The organism is Bacillus sp. FSL W8-0183, from assembly GCF_038006825.1.
Classification (GTDB): domain Bacteria; phylum Bacillota; class Bacilli; order Bacillales; family Bacillaceae; genus Bacillus; species Bacillus altitudinis.
The window spans coordinates 3,730,931-3,756,600 of the sequence record NZ_JBBOVY010000001.1; the positions used below are offsets into that span (position 1 = coordinate 3,730,931).

Annotated in this window: 27 protein-coding genes and 1 riboswitch; of the genes, 9 read left to right on the forward strand and 18 right to left on the reverse strand. The window is 42.3% G+C overall.

Annotation, left to right across the window (positions count from 1 at the left end; genetic code table 11):
• Position 1: 1 nt before the first annotated feature.
• The 6 genes from NSQ64_RS19695 to NSQ64_RS19720 form a co-directional block, all read right to left on the reverse strand.
• Positions 2-331: a PTS lactose/cellobiose transporter subunit IIA gene (locus NSQ64_RS19695; RefSeq protein WP_341017951.1), complete on the reverse strand. Its 330-nt coding sequence runs from the start codon at positions 329-331 to the stop codon at positions 2-4.
• A 19-nt stretch (positions 332-350) separates the two neighbouring features.
• On the reverse strand, positions 351-674 hold the full coding sequence (locus NSQ64_RS19700; protein ID WP_008345616.1) for a PTS sugar transporter subunit IIB: 324 nt from the start codon (positions 672-674) through the stop codon (positions 351-353).
• Between the two features lie 12 nt (positions 675-686).
• On the reverse strand, positions 687-2,120 hold the full coding sequence (locus NSQ64_RS19705) for a glycoside hydrolase family 1 protein (RefSeq protein ID WP_341017954.1): 1,434 nt from the start codon (positions 2,118-2,120) through the stop codon (positions 687-689).
• Positions 2,117-3,181: a mannonate dehydratase gene (gene uxuA / locus NSQ64_RS19710; protein WP_079919719.1), complete on the reverse strand. Its 1,065-nt coding sequence runs from the start codon at positions 3,179-3,181 to the stop codon at positions 2,117-2,119. The genes NSQ64_RS19705 and uxuA overlap by 4 nt, the downstream gene beginning before the upstream one ends.
• A 15-nt stretch (positions 3,182-3,196) precedes the next feature.
• Complete coding sequence (locus tag NSQ64_RS19715; RefSeq protein ID WP_024719533.1) at positions 3,197-4,507, reverse strand: PTS sugar transporter subunit IIC; 1,311 nt, start codon at positions 4,505-4,507, stop codon at positions 3,197-3,199.
• Between the two features lie 89 nt (positions 4,508-4,596).
• The gene (locus NSQ64_RS19720; RefSeq protein ID WP_341017957.1) at positions 4,597-6,555 is read right to left on the reverse strand and encodes a BglG family transcription antiterminator; all 1,959 of its coding nucleotides are present in this window, start codon (positions 6,553-6,555) and stop codon (positions 4,597-4,599) included.
• A gap of 137 nt (positions 6,556-6,692) precedes the next feature.
• Here NSQ64_RS19720 and NSQ64_RS19725 point away from each other — a divergent pair, with 137 nt between their 5' ends.
• On the forward strand, positions 6,693-6,890 hold the full coding sequence (locus NSQ64_RS19725; protein ID WP_341017959.1) for a hypothetical protein: 198 nt from the start codon (positions 6,693-6,695) through the stop codon (positions 6,888-6,890).
• 46 nt (positions 6,891-6,936) lie between these two features.
• On the opposite strand, the gene NSQ64_RS19730 is transcribed toward NSQ64_RS19725, so the two are convergent.
• From NSQ64_RS19730 to NSQ64_RS19755, 6 genes are all read right to left on the reverse strand, one after another.
• On the reverse strand, positions 6,937-7,362 hold the full coding sequence (locus NSQ64_RS19730) for a YwqH-like family protein (RefSeq protein WP_024719536.1): 426 nt from the start codon (positions 7,360-7,362) through the stop codon (positions 6,937-6,939).
• 284 nt (positions 7,363-7,646) lie between these two features.
• Positions 7,647-7,913, reverse strand: coding sequence for a YwqI/YxiC family protein (locus NSQ64_RS19735; RefSeq protein WP_008345634.1), 267 nt, complete (start codon positions 7,911-7,913; stop codon positions 7,647-7,649).
• 37 nt (positions 7,914-7,950) lie between these two features.
• Positions 7,951-8,376, reverse strand: coding sequence for a YwqH-like family protein (locus NSQ64_RS19740; protein WP_008345637.1), 426 nt, complete (start codon positions 8,374-8,376; stop codon positions 7,951-7,953).
• 294 nt (positions 8,377-8,670) lie between these two features.
• Positions 8,671-10,077, reverse strand: a complete 1,407-nt coding sequence (nhaC, locus tag NSQ64_RS19745) for a Na+/H+ antiporter NhaC (RefSeq protein ID WP_341017964.1) — start codon at positions 10,075-10,077, stop codon at positions 8,671-8,673.
• Positions 10,078-10,220: 143 nt separating this feature from the next.
• Positions 10,221-11,642 (reverse strand): aspartate ammonia-lyase, encoded by a 1,422-nt coding sequence (gene aspA / locus NSQ64_RS19750; RefSeq protein ID WP_017368335.1) that lies wholly within the window; start codon positions 11,640-11,642, stop codon positions 10,221-10,223.
• A 28-nt stretch (positions 11,643-11,670) separates the two neighbouring features.
• Positions 11,671-12,660, reverse strand: coding sequence for an asparaginase (locus NSQ64_RS19755; RefSeq protein ID WP_017358664.1), 990 nt, complete (start codon positions 12,658-12,660; stop codon positions 11,671-11,673).
• A gap of 206 nt (positions 12,661-12,866) precedes the next feature.
• Here NSQ64_RS19755 and NSQ64_RS19760 point away from each other — a divergent pair, with 206 nt between their 5' ends.
• On the forward strand, positions 12,867-13,214 hold the full coding sequence (locus tag NSQ64_RS19760) for a helix-turn-helix domain-containing protein (protein WP_017368336.1): 348 nt from the start codon (positions 12,867-12,869) through the stop codon (positions 13,212-13,214).
• A gap of 51 nt (positions 13,215-13,265) precedes the next feature.
• On the opposite strand, the gene NSQ64_RS19765 is transcribed toward NSQ64_RS19760, so the two are convergent.
• From NSQ64_RS19765 to NSQ64_RS19785, 5 genes are all read right to left on the reverse strand, one after another.
• Complete coding sequence (locus tag NSQ64_RS19765) at positions 13,266-13,721, reverse strand: helix-turn-helix domain-containing protein (protein ID WP_008345651.1); 456 nt, start codon at positions 13,719-13,721, stop codon at positions 13,266-13,268.
• Positions 13,722-13,817: 96 nt separating this feature from the next.
• Positions 13,818-14,345, reverse strand: a complete 528-nt coding sequence (locus NSQ64_RS19770; RefSeq protein ID WP_024719538.1) for a YfjD family protein — start codon at positions 14,343-14,345, stop codon at positions 13,818-13,820.
• 21 nt (positions 14,346-14,366) lie between these two features.
• Positions 14,367-15,125 (reverse strand): hypothetical protein, encoded by a 759-nt coding sequence (locus tag NSQ64_RS19775; RefSeq protein ID WP_024719539.1) that lies wholly within the window; start codon positions 15,123-15,125, stop codon positions 14,367-14,369.
• A gap of 12 nt (positions 15,126-15,137) precedes the next feature.
• Positions 15,138-16,334: a DUF6861 domain-containing protein gene (locus NSQ64_RS19780; RefSeq protein ID WP_017358662.1), complete on the reverse strand. Its 1,197-nt coding sequence runs from the start codon at positions 16,332-16,334 to the stop codon at positions 15,138-15,140.
• 4 nt (positions 16,335-16,338) lie between these two features.
• Positions 16,339-16,662, reverse strand: a complete 324-nt coding sequence (locus NSQ64_RS19785) for a WXG100 family type VII secretion target (protein ID WP_017358661.1) — start codon at positions 16,660-16,662, stop codon at positions 16,339-16,341.
• A gap of 226 nt (positions 16,663-16,888) precedes the next feature.
• Here NSQ64_RS19785 and pepT point away from each other — a divergent pair, with 226 nt between their 5' ends.
• Positions 16,889-18,121, forward strand: coding sequence for a peptidase T (pepT, locus tag NSQ64_RS19790; RefSeq protein WP_024719540.1), 1,233 nt, complete (start codon positions 16,889-16,891; stop codon positions 18,119-18,121).
• 288 nt (positions 18,122-18,409) lie between these two features.
• A complete protein-coding gene (locus NSQ64_RS19795) occupies positions 18,410-18,589 on the forward strand; it encodes a hypothetical protein (RefSeq protein WP_008345664.1) in 180 nt (59 codons plus the stop codon).
• Positions 18,590-18,668: 79 nt separating this feature from the next.
• Here the strand turns inward: NSQ64_RS19795 and NSQ64_RS19800 are convergent, their stop codons facing one another.
• A complete protein-coding gene (locus NSQ64_RS19800; protein WP_024719231.1) occupies positions 18,669-19,346 on the reverse strand; it encodes a DUF3298 and DUF4163 domain-containing protein in 678 nt (225 codons plus the stop codon).
• A 161-nt stretch (positions 19,347-19,507) separates the two neighbouring features.
• Here NSQ64_RS19800 and NSQ64_RS19805 point away from each other — a divergent pair, with 161 nt between their 5' ends.
• The 5 genes from NSQ64_RS19805 (at position 19,508) to NSQ64_RS19825 (ending at position 25,660) form a co-directional block, all read left to right on the forward strand.
• Positions 19,508-20,365, forward strand: a complete 858-nt coding sequence (locus NSQ64_RS19805) for a MurR/RpiR family transcriptional regulator (RefSeq protein WP_024719230.1) — start codon at positions 19,508-19,510, stop codon at positions 20,363-20,365.
• Positions 20,366-20,565: 200 nt separating this feature from the next.
• Positions 20,566-21,459 (forward strand): 2-hydroxy-3-oxopropionate reductase, encoded by an 894-nt coding sequence (gene garR, locus NSQ64_RS19810; RefSeq protein WP_341017969.1) that lies wholly within the window; start codon positions 20,566-20,568, stop codon positions 21,457-21,459.
• A gap of 6 nt (positions 21,460-21,465) precedes the next feature.
• On the forward strand, positions 21,466-22,887 hold the full coding sequence (locus NSQ64_RS19815; RefSeq protein WP_024719228.1) for a four-carbon acid sugar kinase family protein: 1,422 nt from the start codon (positions 21,466-21,468) through the stop codon (positions 22,885-22,887).
• 50 nt (positions 22,888-22,937) lie between these two features.
• Positions 22,938-24,257 (forward strand): gluconate:H+ symporter, encoded by a 1,320-nt coding sequence (locus tag NSQ64_RS19820; RefSeq protein ID WP_008345676.1) that lies wholly within the window; start codon positions 22,938-22,940, stop codon positions 24,255-24,257.
• An 81-nt stretch (positions 24,258-24,338) separates the two neighbouring features.
• Positions 24,339-24,451: riboswitch (SAM riboswitch) on the forward strand.
• 87 nt (positions 24,452-24,538) lie between these two features.
• Positions 24,539-25,660, forward strand: a complete 1,122-nt coding sequence (locus tag NSQ64_RS19825) for a 5-methyltetrahydropteroyltriglutamate--homocysteine S-methyltransferase (protein WP_025208229.1) — start codon at positions 24,539-24,541, stop codon at positions 25,658-25,660.
• Positions 25,661-25,670: the final 10 nt, after the last annotated feature.

A 25,670-nucleotide genomic window follows, 5' to 3' on the forward strand; every position in this document is an offset into this window, starting at 1 on the left:
TCTATTTTGACAGGGTATTCATTTTTTTACACATTTCGATCATTTCAATGGCAAGCAGATGGATGGTCTCTGTTGTGAGCATTTGGTCTTCTGCATGTATGAGCAGTAAAGAAAAGGGAAGCTGTTCCCCTGCCGCCTCTTTTTGTATCAGCGACAAGTGCAGGCCATGGATGCTTCGAAACGCTTCCTCCCCTTTTTCAATCAACTGCTGCGCTGCTTCAAAGTCATCCGCTCTTGCTAGACGAATGGCTTCTACATAATGGCTTCGTGCCTCACCTGCATGGGCAATGATTTGAAAGGCTGCTCCCTGCATTTCCTCTAATACCGTCATCTGCTTCTCCTCCGATTGCTCAAGATTCATTTGCTAGTTTCAGTGCATGTTCTAGAATTTTTTCTCCATTCGCTGTTCCATATAATCTTACATTTACCACATCGACAGGTATATGATAAGGTGCCGCTGTTTTTTCTGCTGCCTTTCTCATAAAGCTAACTTGCGGTCCTAGCAAAATGACCTTTACATCGTCCCCATGCTCTTCTAATTCGTCCGCAATCGCCCCTTCAGGTATCGCATAAATTTCATAATCCAGCCCTTTTCCTTCTGCGGCTGCCTTCATTTTAGATACCACAATCGACGTCGACATTCCTGCTGCACAAGCGAGAATGATTCGCTTCATATCCCATCACTCCTATTGATAAATGACATCTGGTTCATCCCTTAATTTCCTCGTTTGGATTAATGTTTTGAACCAGTACCCTGACGCTTTCATCTGACGATTCCGTTCATTCTCCAGTTGGATCTCTACTAATCCGTAGCGATTCTTGAATGCATTCATCGGCGAGACATTATCCGTAAAAGCCCAGAGCATATATCCCTTGCAGTTTGAACCTTCTTTTTTCGCTTGGAGGGCTTTTTTCAAATGCTGGCTGATAAATGAAATTCGGTACTGATCATCAATGATGCCGTCTTCGTTTTTAAACCGCTCTTCCTGCTCGACCCCCATACCGTTTTCAGCCACAAACCACTCGATATTGCCGTATTCTTCTTTTATTCTCATGCCCATATCATAGACGATATTCGAATAGATTTCCCAGCCTCTGAATGGATTCATTTTTCTCCCTGGGAGCTCAAATAGATCGTAATAATAAGATGGATGAAACGGTGTGTTTTCGTTCCAAGCCTTGCTAGGTGCCTTAACGCGATGCGGATAGTATAAATTAAGACCGACCACATCGACTGTATGATCTTTAATGAGCTGAAGCTCTTCTTCCGTTGCATCGAAAAGAATGTCATGCTTTTTCAACACATCAAGCAGTTCTTCTGGATACTCGCCTTTAATGGAGGGATCTAAGAACACTCGATTAAAAAACAAATCATACATGCGGGCCGCTTCTTGATCATGCGGAGCAGTCGATCTCGCATACGTCACTTCTGGATTGAGAATGACCCCGATTTTTGCACGGGCTGATTCCTTCAAGCCCATTTCCTGAAAAAGCTTCACCACTTTTGCTGTCGCCAAGGCTTTATGATAGTTCCACTGCATCCATTTCTTCGTATTTTGCTCGAAAGGATAACGAATAGCATCTAGATACACACGAGTCTGAACAACAATTGGTTCATTAAAGGTAAACCAATGTTTGACCCGGTCTCCATAGCGTTCAAACACCTTTTCTGCATAGAGAACAAACAGCTCGACAACATGTTTAGATGACCAGCCGCCGTACTTTTCAAGCAAAACGGCAGGAAGCTCATAATGCTCTAAGCAAAACATCGGCTCTACACCTGCTTCAAGTAATTCATTGATGAAATCATCAATATAACGAGCATAGGTCTCATCTACAATTCCATTCTCGTAATCTATGAGAAACCTCGACCAATTGATCGATGTCCGGTAATGAGATAACCCAATTTCCTTCATAAGGGCTACATCTTCAGGATAGCGCTCGTAAAAATTCGTTGCTCCTGCTGGTCCGTACCCTTCGTGCCATACGTGATACCCCTCCTTATACCAAAGGTCTATATACGAATCCTGATGCGGTTTCTTCCCTTTCCAACCCTCCGTCTGCCAAGCAGAAGCCGCAGCACCTAGAATAAAGTCATTGGGTATATCAATTTTGTTCATGTTGCCACCTGACCTTTCTTCGTGTGAATTTGAAGTCCTTCCCACATCCCTTGTAAATACATAGCTCCAAGTGCTCGGTCGTATAATCCATAGCCAGGTCTGCCCGTCTCACCAAAGATCATTCGTCCATGATCTGGCCGGACATAGCCAGCAAATCCTTCCTTAAACAATGCGTTCACAATCGCTCCCATATCGAGGCTGCCTGCTGACGACAGGTGTGCCGACTCTTCAAAATCACCGTTTTCATACAAATTGACATTGCGTAAATGAGCAAAGTGTATACGCCCTTTTTTGGCATACTTTCTCGCAAGTGAAGGAACATCATTTTTCGCATTACAGCCTAGGGAACCGGAACAAAAGGTCAGTCCATGCTGTGAGCGTTCATCGAGCTGAAGGATACGATCTATTTGTTCTTCACAACTGACAATGCGGGGCAGACCAAATATGTTCCAAGGAGGGTCATCTGGATGCAGTGCCATGTTCATGTTCTCTTCCGCTGCAACTGGAAGGATATTTCCCAAGAAATAGTCTAGGTTCTCAAACAACCCTTCCGCACCCAATGCCCTGTATGCAGCCATCAACTTTCTCATTTCTTCCTGCGTATAAGACGTATCCCATCCTGGTAAGGAAAGTCGATCTTTTTCTATATCCATCTGTTCAAGCTGATGCTGAAAATAAACAAGGGTCGTCGATTGATCAGCTAGTGGGAAATCGAGCTGTGTTCGTGTCCAATCAAGGACTGGCATGAAGTTATAACAAATGACCTTCACACCATGCCTTGCTAATCTCCGGATATTTTCTTGATAATGCTCGATATAAACATCCCGGCTAGGCTTTCCCAGCTTAATATCTTCATGGACCGGGAGACTTTCTACGACTTCAAAAGCAAGATCGTGACGTTCGATTTCCGCTTTTAAATGAGCAATACTTTCCTCCGGCCACAGATCACCAGCCGGCACATCATAGACTGCACTGACAATCCCTTTCATGCCGGGAATTTGCCGAATATATGAAAGGGAGACAGGATCTTCTTTGCCATACCATCTAAATTGCATGTTCATTCATGAGCCCTCCTTCTATTCTGAATCAGGTGCTGCTTCTGGCTTCCGGTTGGATAAGAGGACAAAAGGTAAATAGATGAAAACAGCGACAACAATACAGATGAGCTGTGTGATGACAGCCCCCATACTGCCAGCGGTAGACAGCCAAGCATTCACAATCGGAGGTGTCGTCCATGGCACCATCACCACCGCTTTCCCGGCAAAACCTGTAGCGGTTGCGATATAACCAATCGTACCTGTCACGAGTGGTGTAACGATAAACGGAATCGCCATCACAGGGTTCAACATGACAGGTAATCCGAAAATAACTGGTTCATTGATGTTAAACAGTCCAGGTCCTGATGAAAGCTTGGCAATGCTCCGCATCTCTTCCCTTCTTCCTGCTATAAAAATGGCAATCAACAGACCAATCGTCACACCCGAACCACCAATGCTCATATACACATCCCAAAATGGCATCGTGATAATATTTGGAATCTCTTTGCCCTCTTGAAATGCTGTCATATTCACTGCAATTGATCCTAATAACAGCGGCTCGCGAATCGGTTTAATCATTTGGTTGCCATGTATACCGATCACCCAGAAAAATTGAGCCACAAACATTAACGTTAAAATACCAGGCAGTCCCTGCACAACACTTTCAAGCGGACGCTGCACGACGTTATACACCGCTTCATGCAAATAAATGCCTGTCACACGGTGAAACGCAAACCCGAATGAACTAATGATCGTAATCGTAATAATTGATGGGAAAAGTGAAGAAAAAGACGTCGCCACATTCGATGGAACAGAATCTGGCATCTTAATTTGCAGCCACTTCACCTCGGTAAGCTTACAAAAGATCTCTACAGAGACGATGGCAATGATCATACCCAAAAATAAGCTTTTTGGATCGGAGAATTGCCTCGCTAGCACATCGACAACCTCACGCATCGATCCATCGACTTCAAGAAGAAGTGTCGTCGGAATAACGGATATAAATGAAATCAATGCCATTAACCCTGGGAATAATGATTTATGTCCATTGATTTTCCCAAGCTCAATCCCGATGAGGAACACAGCCCCGATCGTTAAAAAGTTCAGCGTGGCATAATTGATTGCCTTCATAATTGGCTGAAGCTCTGCTAAAAACCTGAATATCTCAAAATGGGCAAGCCCCGTTTCCGGGCTCATGATCATATTTGCGACCAGTACAGCAAAAGCCCCTGTAATGATGATTGGCATTAATGTGACAAATGCTTGCTTAATCGCCATAATATATTTCTGATTTGTAATACGATAAGCGACATGTCCCATGACGTCGGCCGCTCTCTCTTTAAAGCTCATGATCCGTCTCCCCCTTTACAAAAACTCGTGATCATCCTCCTTTTTGATGTTATTTTAAAAGCGCTTTCATTAACATCTAATCTTTTTCCTCACAGATGCGGAAATGGGTGTCCTTTTTTTTCATCTGGCTGTTCCAACACGTGCAGCGCCGCCGTCAGTTCTTCAAATGAAGCCGCTTTGATGATTTGCTCCACCACTTCCTTCTGCTCTGTCAAACGCACAAGAAATTGATAAAGTGACTGCAATTCTTTCTGATACGTCTTCTGTATACTTAACAAACAGACGACCTGTACCCGATCGTCGCCCCACAGCACTGGTTTTCTCAACGTACAGATCGCACAAAACGTATCCTCTGTTGCCGGTTTGATTGGGTGAGGGATCGCGACCAAATGACCGAACGACGTAGGTGACACTTCCTCTCTTTCCAGCAATAGCTGTTCAAAATCATCCGGGATTCGGTTTTGTTCCTGCAATACATTCACGAAAAATTGAAGAACCTCTTCCCTTGTTTGTAGATCTTGCTGAAAAAAAGTCATCTTCGGACTGATATATCGCAAGACCCCCATTTCTTGTGACCCATGTACAAATCGTTTCAGCCTCGACATATCGTCTTCACTGAGGATCGTATGTACATCAATCACTGGCACAGGTAATGTGTTCTGAAGCGGGATGGTACTAATGATCAAATCGATACTTCTCAAGTCATACGACAAAAGGTCACTGACACTTGCAGTTCCAGCAATCTCTAGCCTTTCGCTAAAGGCGGCCTTCAGCTTATGGAGAAGAAGCTGACTGCTCGCGACACCCGTTGCGCACACAATCAAGCATTTTTTTCTCACAGTCTGAGTTTTTATCCGCTCTATGGCAGCACCAATATGCAGCGCCAAATATCCGATTTCATCTTCATGAATCTCTACATTCTCTTTTTCCTTCAGCCATCTTCCCATATAGACACCTGCTTCAAAAGCAATCGGATAATGCCTTTTTATGTCTGATAAATAGGGGTTACGGATGTTCATATCATATCGGAACCGATGAATCGCTGATCTCAGGTGAAGACTTAGTCCCACAATCAATTCCTTGTCTGTCTGAATATCAAGTGACATGTGCTCTTCGACATAACCAAGTAATTGATGAGTTAAACGGAAATGCTCTTCATCAAGCATGTGAAATAGCGTGTGGCCCGTTTCTCCATACGCCATCATTTTTGCCCCCATTAAATGAATCGCAATATAGGCCATTTCAGATAATGGAAAATCTATACCGAGTACGTGACGCATATCTTCTGCCATTTGCCTCGCCACTTGAAAAGCGGGCTGTGTTTGAATGTCTTTGAGTTCTCCTTCCGGCATCATCACCAATTTTTTCTCTTCAATTCGTTTGCACGCAATGGCGATATGTGTCACTAAGTTGCTTAAACCGATCTCTGACACATGAAGGCCGCTTGCCTTTGTACGTGAACGCACCATATCTTGAATCAATTGATATGTTTCTTCAGGTAAAAGGGCAGGATTCGGATGCTCCTGCTGAAACACATGCTCAGCTAGACAATACCTTAATTTCATTTCATCTCCAGTCAGCCTCAGTCCATATTTAGGACGGTGTGCAACAGAGAGTCCATGTAAAGAGAAAATATGCTTGACTGCTTTCAGGTCATTTTTCACAGTAGATTCACTCACAAATAATTCCTCGGCCAATTCATCTAATTTCATATAGTCTTCGGACAATAAAAGCCTTCTCAATAAATAAGAGATACGATCCTCCGGCTGATTTGGAATAACTTGATTCTTTTTTTCATTTCTTTCTCTCATTGAGTTTTTCAAAAAAGTACGAAATGCTCCATAATCTTCGACAGTCAATGTATACCCTGCTCCACGTTTCATATGAAGTGTTGCCCCATGTGCTTCTAATATTGATTTAAGCGCTTTCATATCTGTTCGAACTGTTCGTGATGTGACGCCTATCAGGCGTGCAATTTCTTCACCTGTCAGCTCCTGCTCTGCCTGCATTAACCGCCTCAACAGCTCCTCCTGACGTAGAGATAACATAGACTCCCCTCCCTTGGTCAATTACTTTTGCCTATCATCATAAACGAAAATAGAACTCTTTGCCCAGTTTTTCTTTCCGACCGGGAACTTTGTTATGGCTCAAACGTATGAATATGAAACAAGAGGAGGGATACATCATGTTTGTTATCATCATCATACTAGCTTCTTTAGGCGTCATTGCCGCCCACATGTTTACACCAAAAGATAAGCGTTCATCTTCTAAGCATTCTGCACATCACAGTTCAACAACCAGTAACTATACTGATTCGTATACACATCACGCTTCTGATGCCTCCTGCGGTGGTGATTCTGGTGGTAGCGGTGGATGTGACTAAACCAAAAAAACAGCCGCTTGTTCAGCCGGCTGTTTCGTTTATTTTATTAAAGAGCTTTCCAGCCCCGTTCAATTAAATGTTTGACATCCTTTGCAAAATCCTCGCCCTTTTCCATCACATCTTGGGCTCTTCCTGCAAAATTACTAGCGACAGCGAGTTCCATTTTTTTTAACTCAAAATGCATAATTTTTTGGTCTATCTCCGTCATATAGGTTTCATACTCATTGTTCACAATGTCGTGCAGCACGTGATAGGCTTCTTTCCGATGACGGTGAAAGTCCGTTCCTCTCTCACCTTTCCATGACGAATCTAGAGCAGGCTTCTTGATTTCCTTTATGTCAGACTGCGCAAGATCTTGTTCTGTTCGAATATTACTTTTGGCTGTCTTTAACCGAGAGATCATTTCGTCAAATTCTGCACGTTTGTTTTCAATCCCCATATGCAGATGGTGCAGCATCTCGGATAAACTCATGTCATCCACCTCTATTAGACCTCATAAGAAAGCACGGCGTCAGCGTTTTTGAAACCGAGCAGATCATCTGCTTTTTCCAGTCCTGACATTTCTATCGTTCGCTTTCATTAAGTATAGTATAAGGTGAAAAGCCTTAGGCTTAAATAGGGAAAAGGTGTCCTTTTAACATGGTGTTTGGAAGAAAAACGGAATAATCTAAGGTCATAAATCCCGAATTATATATGAGTCTTTACGACTATATTTTACATCGTACTCAGCTACGCTATCAATAAAACGATTGGGGCTTATGATTTTGCCGCAATCGCTTCATCCTGTTCTTTTAGTGTCTTCACATTTGAGCGTGTATCCTGAACGTTTTTGATCAAGGCTTCTTTAAAGCTTGAGACCATTTCGCCCACCTCTGCTTCACGTGCCGTCCATTTGGTTACAAATTCAAGGCTGTTTTCACCAGCTTTATCTGCTGCTTTTTTCATTGTTAAAGCTTCAACTGCTTGGGAGACTTCATCTAGTTTATCCATCACTGTTTGGTAGTTTAACTTAATTTGTCCCATTATGATATCCTCCAGGTTTGTTCAGCATGAAGCTCGCTTACAAGCTGCTCCATGCTTTTGAGATCAAGCGTTTTGCGTCTTCTACTGCGTCTTCTCCTTTTTCAGCCAAACGTGCGGCATCTCCAGCTAAAGAGCTGGCAAAGGATAAGGCAGCCTGCTCTGCTTCTAGTGTACTGATTTTGAATTCGATTCGGCTCACGTAGCGTGGGTATTTATCGCTTACGATCGTTTGCAGCGCATCATGCGCTTCATTTCGCTCTGATTTGAAATCTTGGCTCCGCTCACCTTTCCAAGAGGCCCCAAGCTTTGGCTGCTTGATTTGTTTTAGATCTGTTTCTGCCGCATCTTGTTCACGTTCAACCTTACTTTTTGCTTTTTTGAGTCGAGCAATTTTCTCTTCGATCTCTGCCTTTTTATTTGAAATGCCACCGTTAAGGGCAGACAGCATATCCGATAAGCTCATATGGGTTCCTCCTCCTGTCAAAAATAAAAACGCTGCTTAGAGTCCCTCTAAACGAGCGTAATGGTGAATCGCACTTTTTCCAATATTGTTATTATAAGGTTCAAAGACTCATGTTTGAATAGGGATTTGTGCCCTTTTTATGGTATAAATATGCTTTCAATCTGCTTCATACCACACCTTAAGCCCTCTTTTATAGGGGGTCAAAATACACAACCACCCTTCTGGAAACACACATAGTCTTACGGTCCTAGGACAAACAAAAGCCGCCCGGGGAGGGGCGGCTTTTGCAGCGGCTTATGATGCCGATTCTTCTGAGTCTTGTTGATTTTTCACGTACCAAATGAATTTCCCTGTATATCCGTAGATAATGGCAAGACCAATGGCAACAAAGCTCAACCACATAAATGGTAAATAAGAGAATGTCGAGACGCCTAGAATCCCTGCCATGTAAATTCCGTTATCTGACCACGGAACCATACCAGACGTAAGTGTTCCACCAACCTCAGAGTTTCTAGATAACACACGTCTGTCTAATTTTAATTTGTCATAGCTTTTTTCCATGATTTTTGGTGTAAGAATTAATGAGACATACATTGCACAACCAAAGATATTCGCAAAGAATGCTACTACAAGTGTAGACAGTGTCACATTTCCTGCATTGTGCAATTTTTTCTCGAATGTTGAGACGATCACTTTTAACACGCCTAAGTATTCAAGAACTCCACCAAAACCAAGTCCAAGAATAATGACCACTAGAGATCCTAACATATTCACAATACCGCCACGGTTCAACAGTGTATTTAAGAAATCTACATCTGAATTAATAGAGAAGCCGTTATAAGCTGTACCAAGCGCATCAGCTGGGTTCATTCCTTGGAATGCCATCGCCCAGACTGCACCAAGAAGGGCACCAATAGCGATAACAGGCATTGAAGGTTTCTTAAATACGAGCAGTAATACAACCACTACTGCTGGGATGATCATCCAAATGTTGATTGTGAATGTATCTTGAAGGGCATTTTTCAAAAATTCTACTTTACCTTGATCAATGTTGCGTCCGCCATACATAAAACCTGTAACCGTAAACATAATCGCTGTAATCACAAAGGCTGGTATGGATAAGACCATCATGGCTCTTACATGCGCCAGCACGTCCACTTTTGAAAGAGAGGAAGCGAGCACAGTACTATCAGATAAAGGAGATAATTTATCACCAAAATAAGCGCCAGATAAAACAGCCCCAGCTACGATCGGTAATGGGATACCCAATCCTTCACCAATCGCAATCATCGCAATACCTGCCGTTCCAACTGTACCCCAAGACGTACCAGTAGCAACAGACATAATAGAACAGATAATCAGTGTAGCTAATAAGAAGATATTAGGATGAATAAATTCCAGTCCGTAATAAATTAACGTGGGTACAACACCGCCAGCAATCCATGTACCAACAAGTGCACCTACTGCAATTAAGATTAAAACAGCCTCTAAACCATTCGATATCCCTTTTGTAATCGCATTTTGAAGGTCTTTGTATGAATGCCCTAAACGAATCCCTAAAGCAATGACCATAAACCATGAGATAAACAATGCGAGTTGAATATCTAGTTTGAAGTAAAGAGTGAATGATAAAACAATTGCTAAAAATAAGCCAAGTACAGACACGACTTCTAAAATAGACGGTAGACGTGGTGTTTTCATTTTGTTTCCTCCCTTTGTGCGTGCGTTAAGCGTTTTCAAAATATTGTGAAAAAAGTGTGTCAATTCGAAAGAAAGTGAATTGCCTGTTTTTCTCTATTTCACAGGCAATTCCACATATTAATAAAATAAAATTTTTGATATTATTATCGCTCTAGGAGCTCTGCACCCGCAATGCCAGGCTTTGTCATCTCGTAAGGATTCAAAATAATATCAAGTTCTTCTTCTGTTAACACATCATTTTGCAGGCAAAGATCTCTGATCGATTGTCCTGTTAAAATGGCTTCCCTTGCGATTCTAGCCGCGGCTTCATAGCCTAAGTGAGGGTTTACCGCAGTAATGACACCTGCACTTTTTTCGACATATTCTTTCAAACGTTTTTCATTTGCTTCGATGTCCGCTAAACAATGATCTGTGAATGAGCGGAATCCGTTATTCATTATACTAATAGATTGAAGCAAGTTAAAGACCAGAACAGGCTCCATCACATTTAACTCAAGCTGGCCTGCTTCAGAAGCAAGACAGATGGTGTGGTCGTTCCCAATGACCTGGAATGCGATTTGGTTAATGAGCTCTGCCATGACTGGATTGACTTTCCCAGGCATAATGGATGATCCCGGCTGACGGGCTGGCAATGCAATCTCAGCAAGACCTGCACGTGGGCCAGATGCCATTAAGCGAAGGTCATTCGCAATTTTAGACATGTTCATCATGCATACTTTTAAGGCAGCAGATACTTCTGTGTATGCATCTGTATTTTGCGTCGCATCTACGAGGTGCTCTGCGCCTACTAGTGGCAGTCCAGAAATATCAGCAAGCTTCTTTACGACGATTTCAATGTAGCGAGGATCTGCATTGAGGCCTGTCCCAACAGCGGTCGCACCCATATTCACTTCATATAAATGCTGTTTTGATTGGTTGATTCGTTTAATATCACGGCTCAGCACACGGCTGTATGCTTCAAACTCTTGTCCTAAACGGATCGGAACAGCATCTTGTAAATGAGTACGCCCCATTTTGATGACATGATCGAATTCTTTTGCTTTCTTTTGAAATACGTCATGCATGGCCTGCATCGTCTCAAGTAAAATGTCTAACTGCTTGAGCACTGCAATATGGATCGCCGTTGGGAACGAATCATTTGTCGATTGTGACATGTTCACATGTGTGTTTGGACTTAAATGAATGTATTCGCCCTTTTGATGTCCCATGATCTCGAGGGCTCTGTTTCCAATGACCTCATTGGCATTCATATTCATAGACGTTCCTGCGCCGCCTTGAATCGGGTCTACGATGAAATATTCATGGAATTTGCCTTCAATGACTTCATCTGAAGCTTGAACGATCGCATTTCCAATTCCTTCATATAAACGTCCGACTTCCATGTTGGCTTGAGCTGCTGCTTTTTTGACAATGGCAAATGCTCGAATGAGCTCTTCATGCATGCGATATCCTGTAATCGGGAAATTCTCTTTTGCACGAAGCGTTTGAACACCATAATACACGTCTGCGGGAATTTCTTTTTCACCTAGAAAATCCTTCTCGTAACGATAAGTTGCTTGAACCATCTCGTATGACCTGCTTTCTATAGAATAGTTAAATCACTAAATCTTCTGCGATTGGCGTTTCCATAATCTTTTTCACTTCTCGTGGATCTGTTGTTTTACCTAATGCCCACATGAGCTTTGGCACGATAGCTTCTGTGTTCATGTTTCTTGAACGAGCAACCAGTTCTTGATTGATTTTACGTCCTACTTCATACACACTCATGTCTTCTCCTTCTTCGAGACACTGAGTGGTGATCACAACAGAAATGCCTTCTTCCAGCAATTCGTTGATTTTTTCTAAAAGGTTTCTTCCTTCGAAAGGAATTCCGCCGCTGCCGTAGCTTTCAATGACGACTCCTTTGTACAAACCTTTGATTGAATCTAAAAACTCAGGCTTCAGTCCTGGATGCAGTTTTAGTAAACAAACGTCTGTGTTCAAGGATGCATCTAATTTAAGCGGTTTCATTGATGATCTTTTTACTTTGCTATTGTATTCAATTTGATGATTTTCAATCGATGCAATATATGGGTAGTTAATACTTTCAAATGCATCGTAGCTTTTCGTTCTTAGTTTGATTGCGCGAGTTCCTTGAATGACTCTGCCATCAAACACGACGTATACGCCGCCAACACCGTCACATGCAAAACGAATCGCATCTGTAATGTTTTTCTTCGCATCTGTTTTCTTAAACGTAATCGGGATTTGTGACCCTGTAATGACAATTGGCTTATCAGGATTTTGCAGCATATACGATAGTGCTGCTGATGTATAGGCCATTGTGTCCGTACCATGCGTGACGACAAATCCGTCATATTGATCATAATTTTCATAAATGGCTGTTGCGATATCAACCCAGTATTCAGGCTGCATATTGGTACTATCTATACTCATTAGGGACTTTGTGTCCATTGTGTAGTCTGCATTAATTTCGTTTAAATAGCTTAAAAGGTCCTCAGCTTTAACACCTGGAGCTAAACCATTTTCACTTTCTACAGATGCAATCGTCCCACCAGTGGTTAAAAGCAATAATTTCTTCAACAGGTCCACCTCTTTCAGTAAAATTACTTCGTTTGTCACACATATTATAAGCCAGCTTGTGCTATTCTATAATATACGCTTTACGCGTACCTTCATTGCCATTATAGTCACATAACGCGAATTAATCAAGAAATTATTACGCATAACGCGTACACTCTTTGTCAAAATATGATATACTGTTGTTGTATATAAAGGAGCGTTCATGTATGATACTCGATCGTTTAACCACCCTTAGAAAAAAGAAAAAATGGTCTCTCCAGCATACGGCAGATCGCCTAGGTATCGCCAAAAGCACCTATGCCGGTTACGAATCTGGGTACCGACGACCTTCGCTTGAAGCAGTGAAACTGCTGGCTGATTTGTATGATACGTCCATTGATTTTTTACTTGGTAGAACGGACGAGCCAGAGATACAACGCAAAATCTCTGATATCAAAATTGAGCTGACGGAAGCAAAAGAAGGAACCATCCATGTAGACGGCGTTCCACTAACAGATGAAGAAATCAAACAGCTTGTTGCCTTTATTCGGGCGAAAAACACTCTGAAAGTATAAACAACACAAAAAAGAGAGGTCCCTGTCATAGAGGGACCTCTCTTTTTCTGCTTACGACAGCTCACTTAATTCCTCTAACCGCCGCTTCGCTTCTTCTTTATTAAAGGAACTATAATAGCGATAATTCTCATCATCTAAGATGCGGTAATGCTGACTTAGCACATTCTGCTGAAGACGAAACGTACCTTTTCTCACAGACGTCCGCCACCAAACCTTTCCGCCAATCGTACGTTCAACAGATAAATGCAATTCATCGTGGGCGACGACTTCCAAAATCTCAAGCGGATCATCCCCAAGTGTCCCTTTTAAAATGTCACTATCCCTGAATAATGCACATACGGCCGCAGATTGCGTCCAGTTGAGGCGAAGACGATTCTTTTCTACCTGCTGCAAATGCCGTTTGGATAGCCCAAGCACCTCAGCCATGCGGTCCTGTGTATAGTCTTTTTCTTTTCGAATTCGTGCCATTTGTTCTGTGACGAGGTCAATTACCATTTCTTTGTCCATCTCTCATCACCTCTTGATTGTTCAGTCTTTACTGACATCTTACACGATTTCTTAAAAAAAGTGGCGTCTCACCTCATGGAATGATGGCAAAAACATCTATTGATTCTGCTTTTCACCATGACCATGCTGCTGTTTCCAATTCTCTTGGGCGGTCTCATGTAAATATGGATAAATGTTTTGTTTCACCGTTTGCTCAAATACTTCTTCATCTAAAATACTGTACGCCGGAATCTTGATCAATTTCCCATCAATTTTCCGAATGAGCACATCCATGAACAGAAATCCCCTGATACTGTAACGATGCCTGCGCATATCAATAGATTGAATGTCTTGAAAAGGGATTGTTTGTTGCCGGTATAAAACAGCGCCATTCTCTCCTCGCTGAATGCGAAAAATCACATTTCCCCTCTTCGTAAAAGCCGGAAGAATCATCAAAAAAGAGATCCACCCATAGACAATGCCTAATAATCCGCCTAAAAATAAAAACAACGTATAATTCGATTCAAATGTAAGAGCTTCTGAAAATAACCAAATACCGATGATGCCAAATCCGCCCGTTGCTAAGAATGCCCATACTCTTAGAAAGGGTCTGCTCCTCACTTCTATTACTTCACTTGGATTCAAGCGCCATTCTCCTTTTCTCCATTAGAATATAGAACGTAATCCGTCCCTATGAGCCGTCTCTATCCGAAATTCATTTTCCTTCATGCCCGACACTAGCCAAGAATGCTTCTGCCCCGGAATAACAAATATCATAGACACTACATCCGGCGTATTATTTTTATCATAAGTGACCTTCATCAAAGAATCCATTTTTCCTTTTCTGACCCTTACATCAGAAACAAATGCCCGCACAAGCTCTTGGTTCTCTGCTTTATTTAGAAAAGAAGGCCAATCATCATTCCCTTGACTGGCTTGTTCTAACAGCAGTTCAAATTCTTCTGCCTGCAAATTGATGACTGGTGTGAGGTGTTCACTCATGTGTATGTTCAAAAAGGTTGTCACTTGCTCCACAGTCTGCTGATCGTCTTTTAGTTTGTGAATCTGATGCACTTGTTGATCATAAAGCGTATGGTGTGAATACACACCTGCCTGAGTCGTATGAAAGGACGTACTGACCTCTTCATCTAATGCACCAAACCTTGAAGCTTTCACGGTATGTGATGCATCGTTCATGGCTTGAATGAAATGCCGGTATTTTTCTTTATAACGGTATTGTCTATTTCGAAATTCCAGCACGTCTTTTGCCAGCAAAGAGCGACATGCAATTTCAAATAAAAATCCAAGACGTTCATCCTCTACATCTGGATAATAGGCTTCCTTTAAAGACATCCCTTGCTCAAAATAGCCTTCACTGTAAAAACTAAAGATGAGTTCCTCGATACTTAGACTTAGCTGATCCAACTTGATCTCTCCTTATCCAAAAGAAAATGCGCCCTTCAAGAAATCACCTGCACCTTTCAACAGCGAATCTGCGGTTTCTTTTGTTTTTTCTATTCCTTTATGTATCACCTGATTTGCTTGATCAATGGTGTCATTGACTGCTTTAACACCTTGACCTGCCAGTTCAAATGCTTTTTTTCCTTTATCGACAACCGCATGAATTGGGTCTTTTAATTTCACTGCGACCTGTTCTGCAAAACCAGAAGTAAGCTTGGCGACTTTTTCACCAATAAAGCCACCTACTGCTGATCCTATCGCACCGCCAACGACTGTTCCAATCGGTCCTGCAAAACTTCCAAGAGCGCCGCCCACAACGGCACCTGCAACAGATCCGCCTGCAATAAAGACCGTATTATTCACTGCATTTCCAACAGCCTTTGCATTTTCACGCTTGAGAACTTCTGGCTGATCCCCAAATTCCGCATAGTTCTCCGCAATTTTCAGACCGCAGCCAACCGTTTCTGTTGCACCCGTGACGACCGTTGCAATGATGGCATTTCCTTTCGCAAACCTTGCACCATTTTTCAGAACAGACTTGATGCCAGCTGTGTCCTTCCAATTGATACTTCCTTTTGTGAAATCACGTACACTGTTCGTGAACGCAACTGTATCGCTAGGATAAAATTTCGTGAATTTCTTATGGACCAGGTCAGCCATCGACCAATTGGATCGTTTTAATAATTCTTTTTTACTCAGCCAAATCCTTGCCAACCGGTCAAATCTCGTTCCTTCTACCCGTCCGGTCACATCAAGAAGGAGCTTTGAATGCTGCGCAGCATAGCGGCCATTTTCTTTAATAAAGGTCGTCATGCCAAGTCCATAGTATTTTGCCTGCATCATCACAATACCAGCTAGGCTCGTGAGTGTACCATATTGATCATACAGACTGTACATTTTCCTTAAAATATCATCAGCTTCGACCATTTTATCCGTTGCATGACGAATGGCAATGTCGTCACTGCTCAATTTGCTCATTAAGGCTTGTCCAGAACCCCATGCATCTCCTACTCCAGAAAAACAGCTTCGATAACGGGGATCACAGCCTAGGATGAGGCCATCCAGTTCACTATGTAAATCGTGGTGCTTTGTTTCGATGGCCGAAAGCTCTCCTACAAAATCATTCGCCAGCCCTGTCAGCTGATCTGGATCTACTACAATGTCACGCGCCATCACATCATCTCCCTTCTCGGTTTCTTTCTCTCCGTTCTTCTCGCCTTTTTCGCTCAAGCTCTTCCATTCTGGCGATTTCAGCTTTACGTTCCTCGATTTTGACAGCAGCATCCCGCAGTTCCTGACTTGTTTCAAGCAAGTCCTTTTCAAATTGATCATAGCGTGCCACTGTTTCCTCAAAGCTTTGATCAAATTTATCTCTTGCTTCCCCTTGCCAGCCTGATCCAACTGCCTTCAGCCGATTCTCAAGCAGCTGCTTCGACTGCCGAATGCCATCAGCAGCTTCCTGGAACTTTTGAGCGAGTGCAAGTGTTTGACTAGAATCCAACTTTCGCACCCCTTTCTCCCAAATTAACGTACAAATGGATGATTTTATATGTCCTCATTATAAATAAAAAGACACCCAAAAAAATCACCCTAAAGAACCATTCAGCACATCGCAAAATAAAAGTAGGTCTTTTTCCTCTCTAATTGTCAGAGAAAGCCTTTCTTGTTATGAAGCGCATTCAAGACATGATAAAATGAACATATTCTACAAAAGGAGTGACGTATTAATGAAAGAGGAAATGATCCAGCGATTCACAAGTTATGTAAAAGTGGATACACAGTCTGATGCAGACATAGAGAGCTGCCCATCCACTGAAGGACAGCTGAACCTAGCAAGGCAGCTTGTTGAAGAGATGAAATCCATCGGCATTCAAGAAGTGACAATGGATGAAAACGGTTATGTCATGGGCACGATCCCATCTAACACAGACAAAGAAGTGCCAACCATTGGCTTCCTAGCTCATATCGACACAGCCACTGACTTCACTGGCAAGAACGTGAAACCGCAGATTCATGAGAACTATCAAGGCGGGGACATCACGTTAAACGAAGATCTACATATCGTATTATCTCCAGCACAGTTTCCAAATTTACAAAAATACCAAGGACATACGCTCATCACGACTGATGGCACGACCCTGCTTGGTGCAGATAACAAAGCAGGTATCGCAGAAATTATGACCGCCATGCATTACCTGATTGAGCATCCAGAAATCAAGCATGGAAAAATTCGTGTCGCCTTCACACCAGATGAAGAGATCGGCAGAGGACCTCACAAATTCGATGTTGATGCCTTTGGCGCTTCTTATGCTTATACGATTGACGGCGGCCCGCTAGGAGAGCTTCAATATGAAAGCTTCAACGCCGCAGGTGCAAAAGTATCAATTAAAGGAAACAACGTCCATCCAGGGACAGCAAAAGACAAAATGGTCAGTGCTGCAAAGATCGGCATGCTCTTTCACAACAAACTTCCTTCAGATGAATCTCCAGAATACACAGAAGGATACGAAGGCTTTTTCCACCTCACGAGGTTTGTAGGAGAAGTAGAAGAAGCAGAGCTGCAATATATTATTCGTGATTTTGATAAAGAGAAATTCAACAAGCGCAAAGCACTGTTTGAAAAAATCGCACACGACTTAAAAGCGGTCTACGGTGAAAACAGCATCACCCTTAGCATTCAAGATCAATATTACAATATGAGAGAAAAAATTGAGCCAGTCAAACATATCGTAGACATCGCTCATGAAGCCATGGAAAACCGCTCAGTGACACCTGTCATTGAACCAATCCGCGGCGGTACAGATGGCTCACAGCTTTCATATAAAGGACTTCCAACGCCAAACATCTTTACTGGCGGGGAAAACTTCCACGGTAAATATGAATTCATCTCTGTAGAGAACATGCTGAAAGCGTCAGAAGTGATCGTGGAAATTGCACGTTTATTTGAAGAAAAAGCATAAACATGTTTACAACCGTTCCTGTTCGGGAACGGTTTTTTAATAAAAGTTTACAATTTTCTGAAACTTTTATGACACTTAATCGTACTAATAGAGACAACCCCAGAAAAATTCTTCTTGACGAGTGCAATAACTGGAAATATAATAGTTAAAAACAACCAGTATTTTAGACCTAAAAAAGCAGCAAGAATAAACCTTTAGAACTAAACGCTATTTGCTAACTATTTTCAGTTATAAACATCACTCACCCTGTCTACACTTAAAGAATAGGATGAATTGGAGGAATGTCATATGATGATTTTATTGATTATCGCTTCACTTTGCTGCTACTTACTATTCTCTTTCAAAAAAGATAACCGCACCCAAAAACGAAAAAGCGCAGAGCTTTCGGAGTTTGAAATCTTTCGTATGCGCCGCCACTACAACGGCAAACGCCGTCACCCACTAAACGATGCACCCAAACAAGTATAAATGTAAAAAGAAGAGCCTCGTCACCAGGGGCTCTTTTTAAGTATAAAAAAACGACCAAATTCATGGCCGTTTCTCTTGTTTATTTATACACCTTCGCAGGTACTTGAATCATAGGAATTCCTACATAGTACGGTGAAATTTCATATGGCTGGAAGACAACAGCGATTCCCTTTTTCGTGAAGTAGTACTGCGTGTCGTAGCCGATTTGAATATCGCTTTTTTTCAGATTCGCATAGAATTTACTTTTATGCTTCTTTGTGTAGTTATAGATATAATCCCTTACTTTTGTACGCTTTTTCTTTGTTTTTACCACATCTGTAAAGTACAGTTGCTTTGTTTTTTTCTTTGTTAACACATAGTTCATGCTCGTAACCATCGTATCCCCGTGCATACTACCGTCATTCATGTAATCATAGTTTAGGATACTTAGTTTCTTCCCATTGTTAAATTTCGTTTTAAACGATCTCTCGTATGTGATCTTCCCAATGCCTTCTTTTTTCGCTTCGTCCTTTAAGAACAAGTACGTAGAATAAGAGAATGCAATATCATCTTTTAAATCACGATTGATGGTTTTCATATGCGCTTTACTAAGGTTTTTCACCTGTGCATATTTAAACGTTTTTTTCTTTTTATAATAGTGTGTACTTACTTTTGCTTTTTTCACTTGTTTGGCATCCGCAGATCCAACTGGCGCAAACAATGAAACAATCAGCGAAAAAATGAGCAGGCTGATCGTTAGGCCTTTTTTCATTGTCATAGTAAAAACCCCCATTTTTGTCTATTACCAATTGAGTATACCATGACAAAAGAACCAAAAGAAGTGTTTTCTTCCATATTATTCTTTATTTTTCATGTGAGGTTTGTTTACCGTTTTCATAAGTTCCTGTATGCTTAAGATAGAATGTTAGATGAAGTGTGGTGTTTATCATAGAAGAGAATATTTTTAGTCATATCCGGACAACATTTCATAGTTTGTCCCCTACCCAGAAAAAGATTGCCAATTACATTTTACAAAACCCTCAGAAAGTTGTGCTTCATTCGATTAGTGCACTCGCTGCTGAATGCAACACAAGTGAAACGACGATCTTTCGTTTTCTGCGAAAAATTGGCTATGAGTCCTATCAAGTGTTTCGTGTCCATGTCGCGCAGGATATTGCGACCAATACACCTCAATCCATATACGGTGAGATCGAAGCATCTGATAGTGTCGCAGATATTAAACATAAGGTCATAGAGTTAACCACCAACTCTATTCAGGATATGAAACATATTTTAGAAGACCAAGCTGTGACACAATTTATTGAGCAAATGAAACAGGCTCATAAAACCGTCTTCTTTGGAGCAGGTGCCTCCAGTTTTATTGCCGGAGATGCCTATCATAAGTTTCTCCAGCTCGGCTTTGAAGTGAGTCTATGCAGTGATCCTCATATGATGAATATGATTGCAACACATGCAACGGAACATGATTTTATCGTCGCGATCTCACATTCAGGAGAAAGTAGAGAAATCCTTGATGCCGTGCAATTTGCAAAGGAAAAAGGTGCAACGGTCGCCTCGATTACGAGCTATCCGAAATCAGAGCTCGCCAAGAAATCCGACTTTCATCTGCTCAGTTCATCGAGAGAAACAACCTATCGTTCTGACTCAATGATTTCTCGTATTAATCAGCTTGTGATTATTGATGTTTTGTACGTCACAGCTGTTTTAGAATTAGGATCAAATGCAATCGACAACGTCAAACGTTCTCGATTAGCTGTAGCTAAAAATAAAACATAATCGACCATAGACCGGAGCTGTTTCCGGTCTTTTTTTTGTGACTTTTCTCATATTTTCCGTTGACACATTCCTATTTCGTCATGTACATTAAATGGACAATAGTTTATTTCCTACTATTAATTTAAATCGATAGTATATATACTAACAAAATGAAAAGAAAGCGCTTTTTGTAAGGGGTTTCTAAATAGGAGGCGGACAAAATGGCAAAGCAAATTGGATTCATTGGATTAGGCATTATGGGGAAACCTATGGCACTCAATCTATTAAAAGCCGGTCATACTGTGACTGTTTTCGATATTCATACAGAAGCTGTTCTAGCATTAAAAGAAGTGGGCGCAAATGCCGCTGCATCAGCTGCTGAGGCAGCATATGAAAGCGATATCATAATCACGATGCTTCCAAAAGGTGAGCATGTAGAAGCAGTTGTAGCAGGTGAACAAGGCATATTGGCTACAGCAAAACCTGGCACGATCATTATAGATATGAGCTCTATTTCACCTGTTACTTCTAGAGCATTAGCGGCACTGGCAAAACAGCATCAGGTCGAATTTATCGATGCTCCTGTCAGTGGCGGAGAGCCAAAGGCGATAGACGGGACACTTGCGATTATGGCGGGCGGAGAAAAAGAGATTTTTGAGCAAGTAAAGGATGTCCTCTATGCCATGGGCACAGATGTCGTATTAGTTGGATCAAATGGAAGCGGGACAACCGCTAAGCTAGCGAATCAAATCATCGTCAACTTAAATATCGCTGCCATGTCCGAGGCACTCGTCCTTGCCGCTAAGTCTGGCATTGCGATTGATAAAATGTATGAAGCCATCCGAGGTGGACTGGCAGGAAGTGCTGTACTCGATGCGAAGGTTCCTCTCATTTTAGAACGAAACTTTGAGCCTGGCGGACGTATTGACATCAACTTAAAGGATTTAACCAATGTCATGGAAACTGCCCACGATATCGGCGTTCCTCTCCCGCTTTCTAGTCAGCTGCTGGAAATCTTCCACGCCCTCAAAGCGGACGGAAAGTCTGGACTTGATCACGGTGGGATCGTTCAATATTACGAAAAAATGGCTCATGTTGAAGTGAAGAAAGGATGAGGTTCTATGAAACAAAGCATTGAGTTACTAAATGCCATTCCGAAAGCGGATTCAGACCGCATTCAATCAGCATACGAACAAGCACTAAACCATTTCCACCATAAAGTGATTGTATTAGACGATGACCCAACAGGCATTCAAACCGTACACGGCGTCTCTGTTTTCACCGATTGGTCAGAGAAAAGCATTGAAGCTGGTTTTCTTGAAGACAGCCGTATGTTCTTTATCTTAACCAACTCTCGCAGTATGACAGAGAAAGAAACGGCGGTTCTTCATGAAACGATCGCATCAACGATTGTGAAAACGGCTGAACGGCTTGATCAAGATTTCATCATTGTCAGCCGGGGGGACTCCACCCTGCGTGGACACTTCCCGCTAGAGACTGACATTCTCAGAACGACCATTGAACAGCAAAGCTCCCGCCAATTTGACGGGGAAATCCTTCTTCCCTTTTTTAAAGAAGGCGGCCGCTTTACGATTGGCAATATTCACTACGTACAGGAAGGTCACGAATTAATTCCTGCTGGTGACACAGAATTTGCATTGGATCGTACATTCGGATTTCAATCTTCTCACCTCGGAGAATGGATCGAAGAGAAATCAAACGGATCGTTCACTAAGGAAAACACTACTTATATTTCTTTAGAAGATATCCGGGCTTTACGTATTGAACAAATCAAGGATCAGCTGATGACCGTGAAGGATTTTCAAAAAGTGGTTGTAAATGCAGTGGACTATGACGATGTCAAAGTCTTTGTCATTGCCCTCATAGATGCCATCAAAGCAGGTCAGCACTTTCTATTTAGAAGTGCGGCAGCTCTCACAAAAGTGCTTGGCGGTGTTGAGGATCAAGCACTATTAACTAGACAAGACTTAATACAGGAAGAAAGCACGCACGGTGGCCTCATCATGGTCGGTTCCCATGTCAAAAAAACAACCGAACAATTGCGAGCGCTGCAGCAAAATAAAGACATTGCATTTATTGAATTTGATACACACCTCGTGTTAGAACCTGAAGCATTTCAAGAGGAAATTGACCGCGTGATTCAACAAACTGAACGGCTTTTAACAACCGGGCAATCGGTTGCTGTTTATACAAGGAGAGAACGGCTTGATCTTGGGGACGATCGTCAAGAGGAAGAATTGAAACTGTCTGTTCAGATTAGTGATGCTGTGACAAGCATTGTTCAGCGCCTCTCCATTCGCCCTAAGTACCTCATTGCCAAAGGTGGAATCACCTCAAGCGATATTGGAACAAGAGGACTCAGCGTCAAACGTGCGACCGTCGCAGGTCAAATCAGACCAGGTATTCCCGTTTGGCAAACAGGAGAAGAAAGCAAATTCCCATTTATGTCTTATGTGATTTTCCCGGGAAATGTTGGCTCAAAGGATACGTTAAAAGAAGCAGTAGACATACTTGAAGGATAAAGCAGAGGGGGCGTTCACGCTCCCTTATGCAGCACAAAGGAGGAAAGATCATGTCGTTAGTTTTTATCGGACTTGGCGTTTTGTTATTACTTTTACTCATGGTTGTCTTTAAGTTAAACGCTTTCATTTCGTTGATTATCGTCTCTTTAATCGTTGCCGTTTTAGAAGGCATGTCACCACTTGAAGCGATTGCTTCAGTCGAAAAAGGGCTTGGAAGTACACTCGGCCATCTGGCGTTGGTTCTTGGCTTTGGAGCGATGCTTGGTAAATTGATGGCTGATTCTGGCGGTGCTCAGCGTATTGCCATGACACTCATCGACCGCTTTGGTATCGGGAAAATCCAATGGGCGACGATGCTGACTGGATTTGTTATCGGAATTGCTCTTTTTTATGAAACCGGATTCATTATTCTTATTCCATTAGTCTTTACCATTGCTCAAGCCGCAAGACTTCCTGTGTTGTATGTGGGAATGCCGCTCGTCGCTGCACTCATTACAACACATGGCTTCCTCCCTCCTCACCCAGGGCCGACAGCCATTGCCAATGTATTTCAAGCCAACATGGGACAAACCTTATTGGTTGGAATTATTTTAGCCATTCCTGCTGTTTTAGTAGGCGGACTTTTGTTTACGAAACTATTTAAGAAAGATCAACTGCATGCACACATTCCAAAGGACTTGTTTAATCCAAAGGAATTTACAGAAGAGGAAATGCCAAGCTTCGGCATTAGTATTTTCACCGCTATTTTACCTGTATTGCTCATGACATTCAGAGCATGTTTAGAAATTTTCTTCCCGTCCTCCCCGCTGCTACCGGCGGCTGAATTTTTAGGTGAGCCGGCAATTGCCCTATTAATCTCTGTGCTGCTTGCCATCTACACATTTGGTCTTGGCAGAGGAAAGAGCATGCAGGACGTCATGAAGTCGATTACGGATTCAATTGGCTCCATTGCGATGATTCTATTGATCATTGCAGGCGGCGGCGCCTTTAAACAGGTGCTCATTGACAGCGGTGTTGATCAATACATTGCAGGGATTATGCAAGGAAGCACACTGTCTCCTCTGCTCCTCACTTGGCTGATTGCAGCTGTCCTTCGTGTCTCTTTAGGGTCAGCGACTGTCGCGGGTCTCACAGCAGCTGGCATTTCTGCACCGCTGATTGGTTTGACGGGAGTCAGCCCAGAATTAATGGTGATTGCAACAGGCGCCGGCAGTATTACATTCTCTCACGTGAATGATGCGGGTTTCTGGATTTACAAAGAATACTTTAATTTGTCGATGGCTCAAACTTTTAAAACTTGGACATTAATGGTGACTGTTCTATCACTTGTTGGATTAGCTGGTGTTCTCGTCGCTGATTTGTTTATGTAGGAAAATAAATAGGAAAAACCATTGACTTTTTCTCAAAAAGATTGAATAATTGTGTTTATTAAGAAAATTAAATCAAAGGTAACCTTATTAAGAGTGGTGGAGGGACTGGCCCTGTGAAACCCGGCAACCGCTGTTCCTAGGAACAGAATGGTGCTAATTCCTTAAGCAAGCTGATGCTTGTTTGAAGATAAGGCAGAGATCTCACAGTATATGATGCTCTTCCTTATCCAAGGAAGAGCTTTTTTATTTGATTTATAACCTGAAGAAAGAAGGGATTCAGCATGACACAAGTACAAACCATTGGTAAGAAAACAACAAAGCCGCCATTTCGCGCAGATCAAGTAGGGAGTTTACTTCGTTCTGAACGCATCAAAGAAGCCCGCAAGCAAAAAGCAGACGGTACACTGACAGCAGAACAGCTCAGACAAATTGAAAACGAAGAAATTACTCGTATTGTAGAGAAGCAAAAGGAAATTGGATTAGAGGTTGTCACAGATGGAGAATTCAGACGTGCATGGTGGCATTTTGACTTTCTAGAAGGGCTAGATGGGGTCGAAGGATTTGAAGCAGACCAAGGCATTCAATTCCACAATACGACGACAAAAGCGAGAGGCATCAAAGTAACAGGTAAGATTGATTTTACTGATCATCCAATGCTGGAGGATTATCGCTTCCTTCACAGCATCGCGGGTGATCATACGGCTAAAATGACGATTCCAAGTCCGAATATGCTCTTTTTCCGTGGAAAGCTTGAAGAAGGTGTGTACGACAGCTTAGATGATTTTCACCATGACGTGGCACAAGCTTATAAAAAAGCCATCCGTGCTTTTTATGATGCAGGCTGCCGTTACTTACAGCTAGATGATACAGCTTGGGCTGTGTTCTTTTCTGAAAAAGGACATGAACAAATCAAAGCTTTTGGCCGCGAGGAAGATGAACTGCGTGAATCGTTTGCGAAAACAATCAATGAAGCGGTTGCCGATCGACCAGATGATTTAGTGATCACCATGCACATTTGCCGTGGTAACTTTAAATCGACGTGGGCAGCTGAAGGCGGATATGAAGCAGCAGCAGAAACGATTTTTGCGGGTCTCGATTTGGATGGTCTCTTCTTAGAATTCGACGATGACCGTTCTGGCGGATTCGAACCCCTTCGTTATGTGAAAAATCCAAACCTTCAAATCGTACTAGGTCTTGTCACTTCAAAGTATGGGGAACTTGAACCCGTTGATCAGATCAAAAGAAGAATCGAGGAAGCGGCACAATATGTGGACATCAACCAAATCTGTTTGAGCCCACAATGTGGATTCGCCTCAACAGAGGAAGGCAATTTGTTAACAGAAGAACAGCAATGGGAAAAGCTGCGTCATGTGATTGAGATTGCGGATCAAGTGTGGAAATAGGCGGAGATCT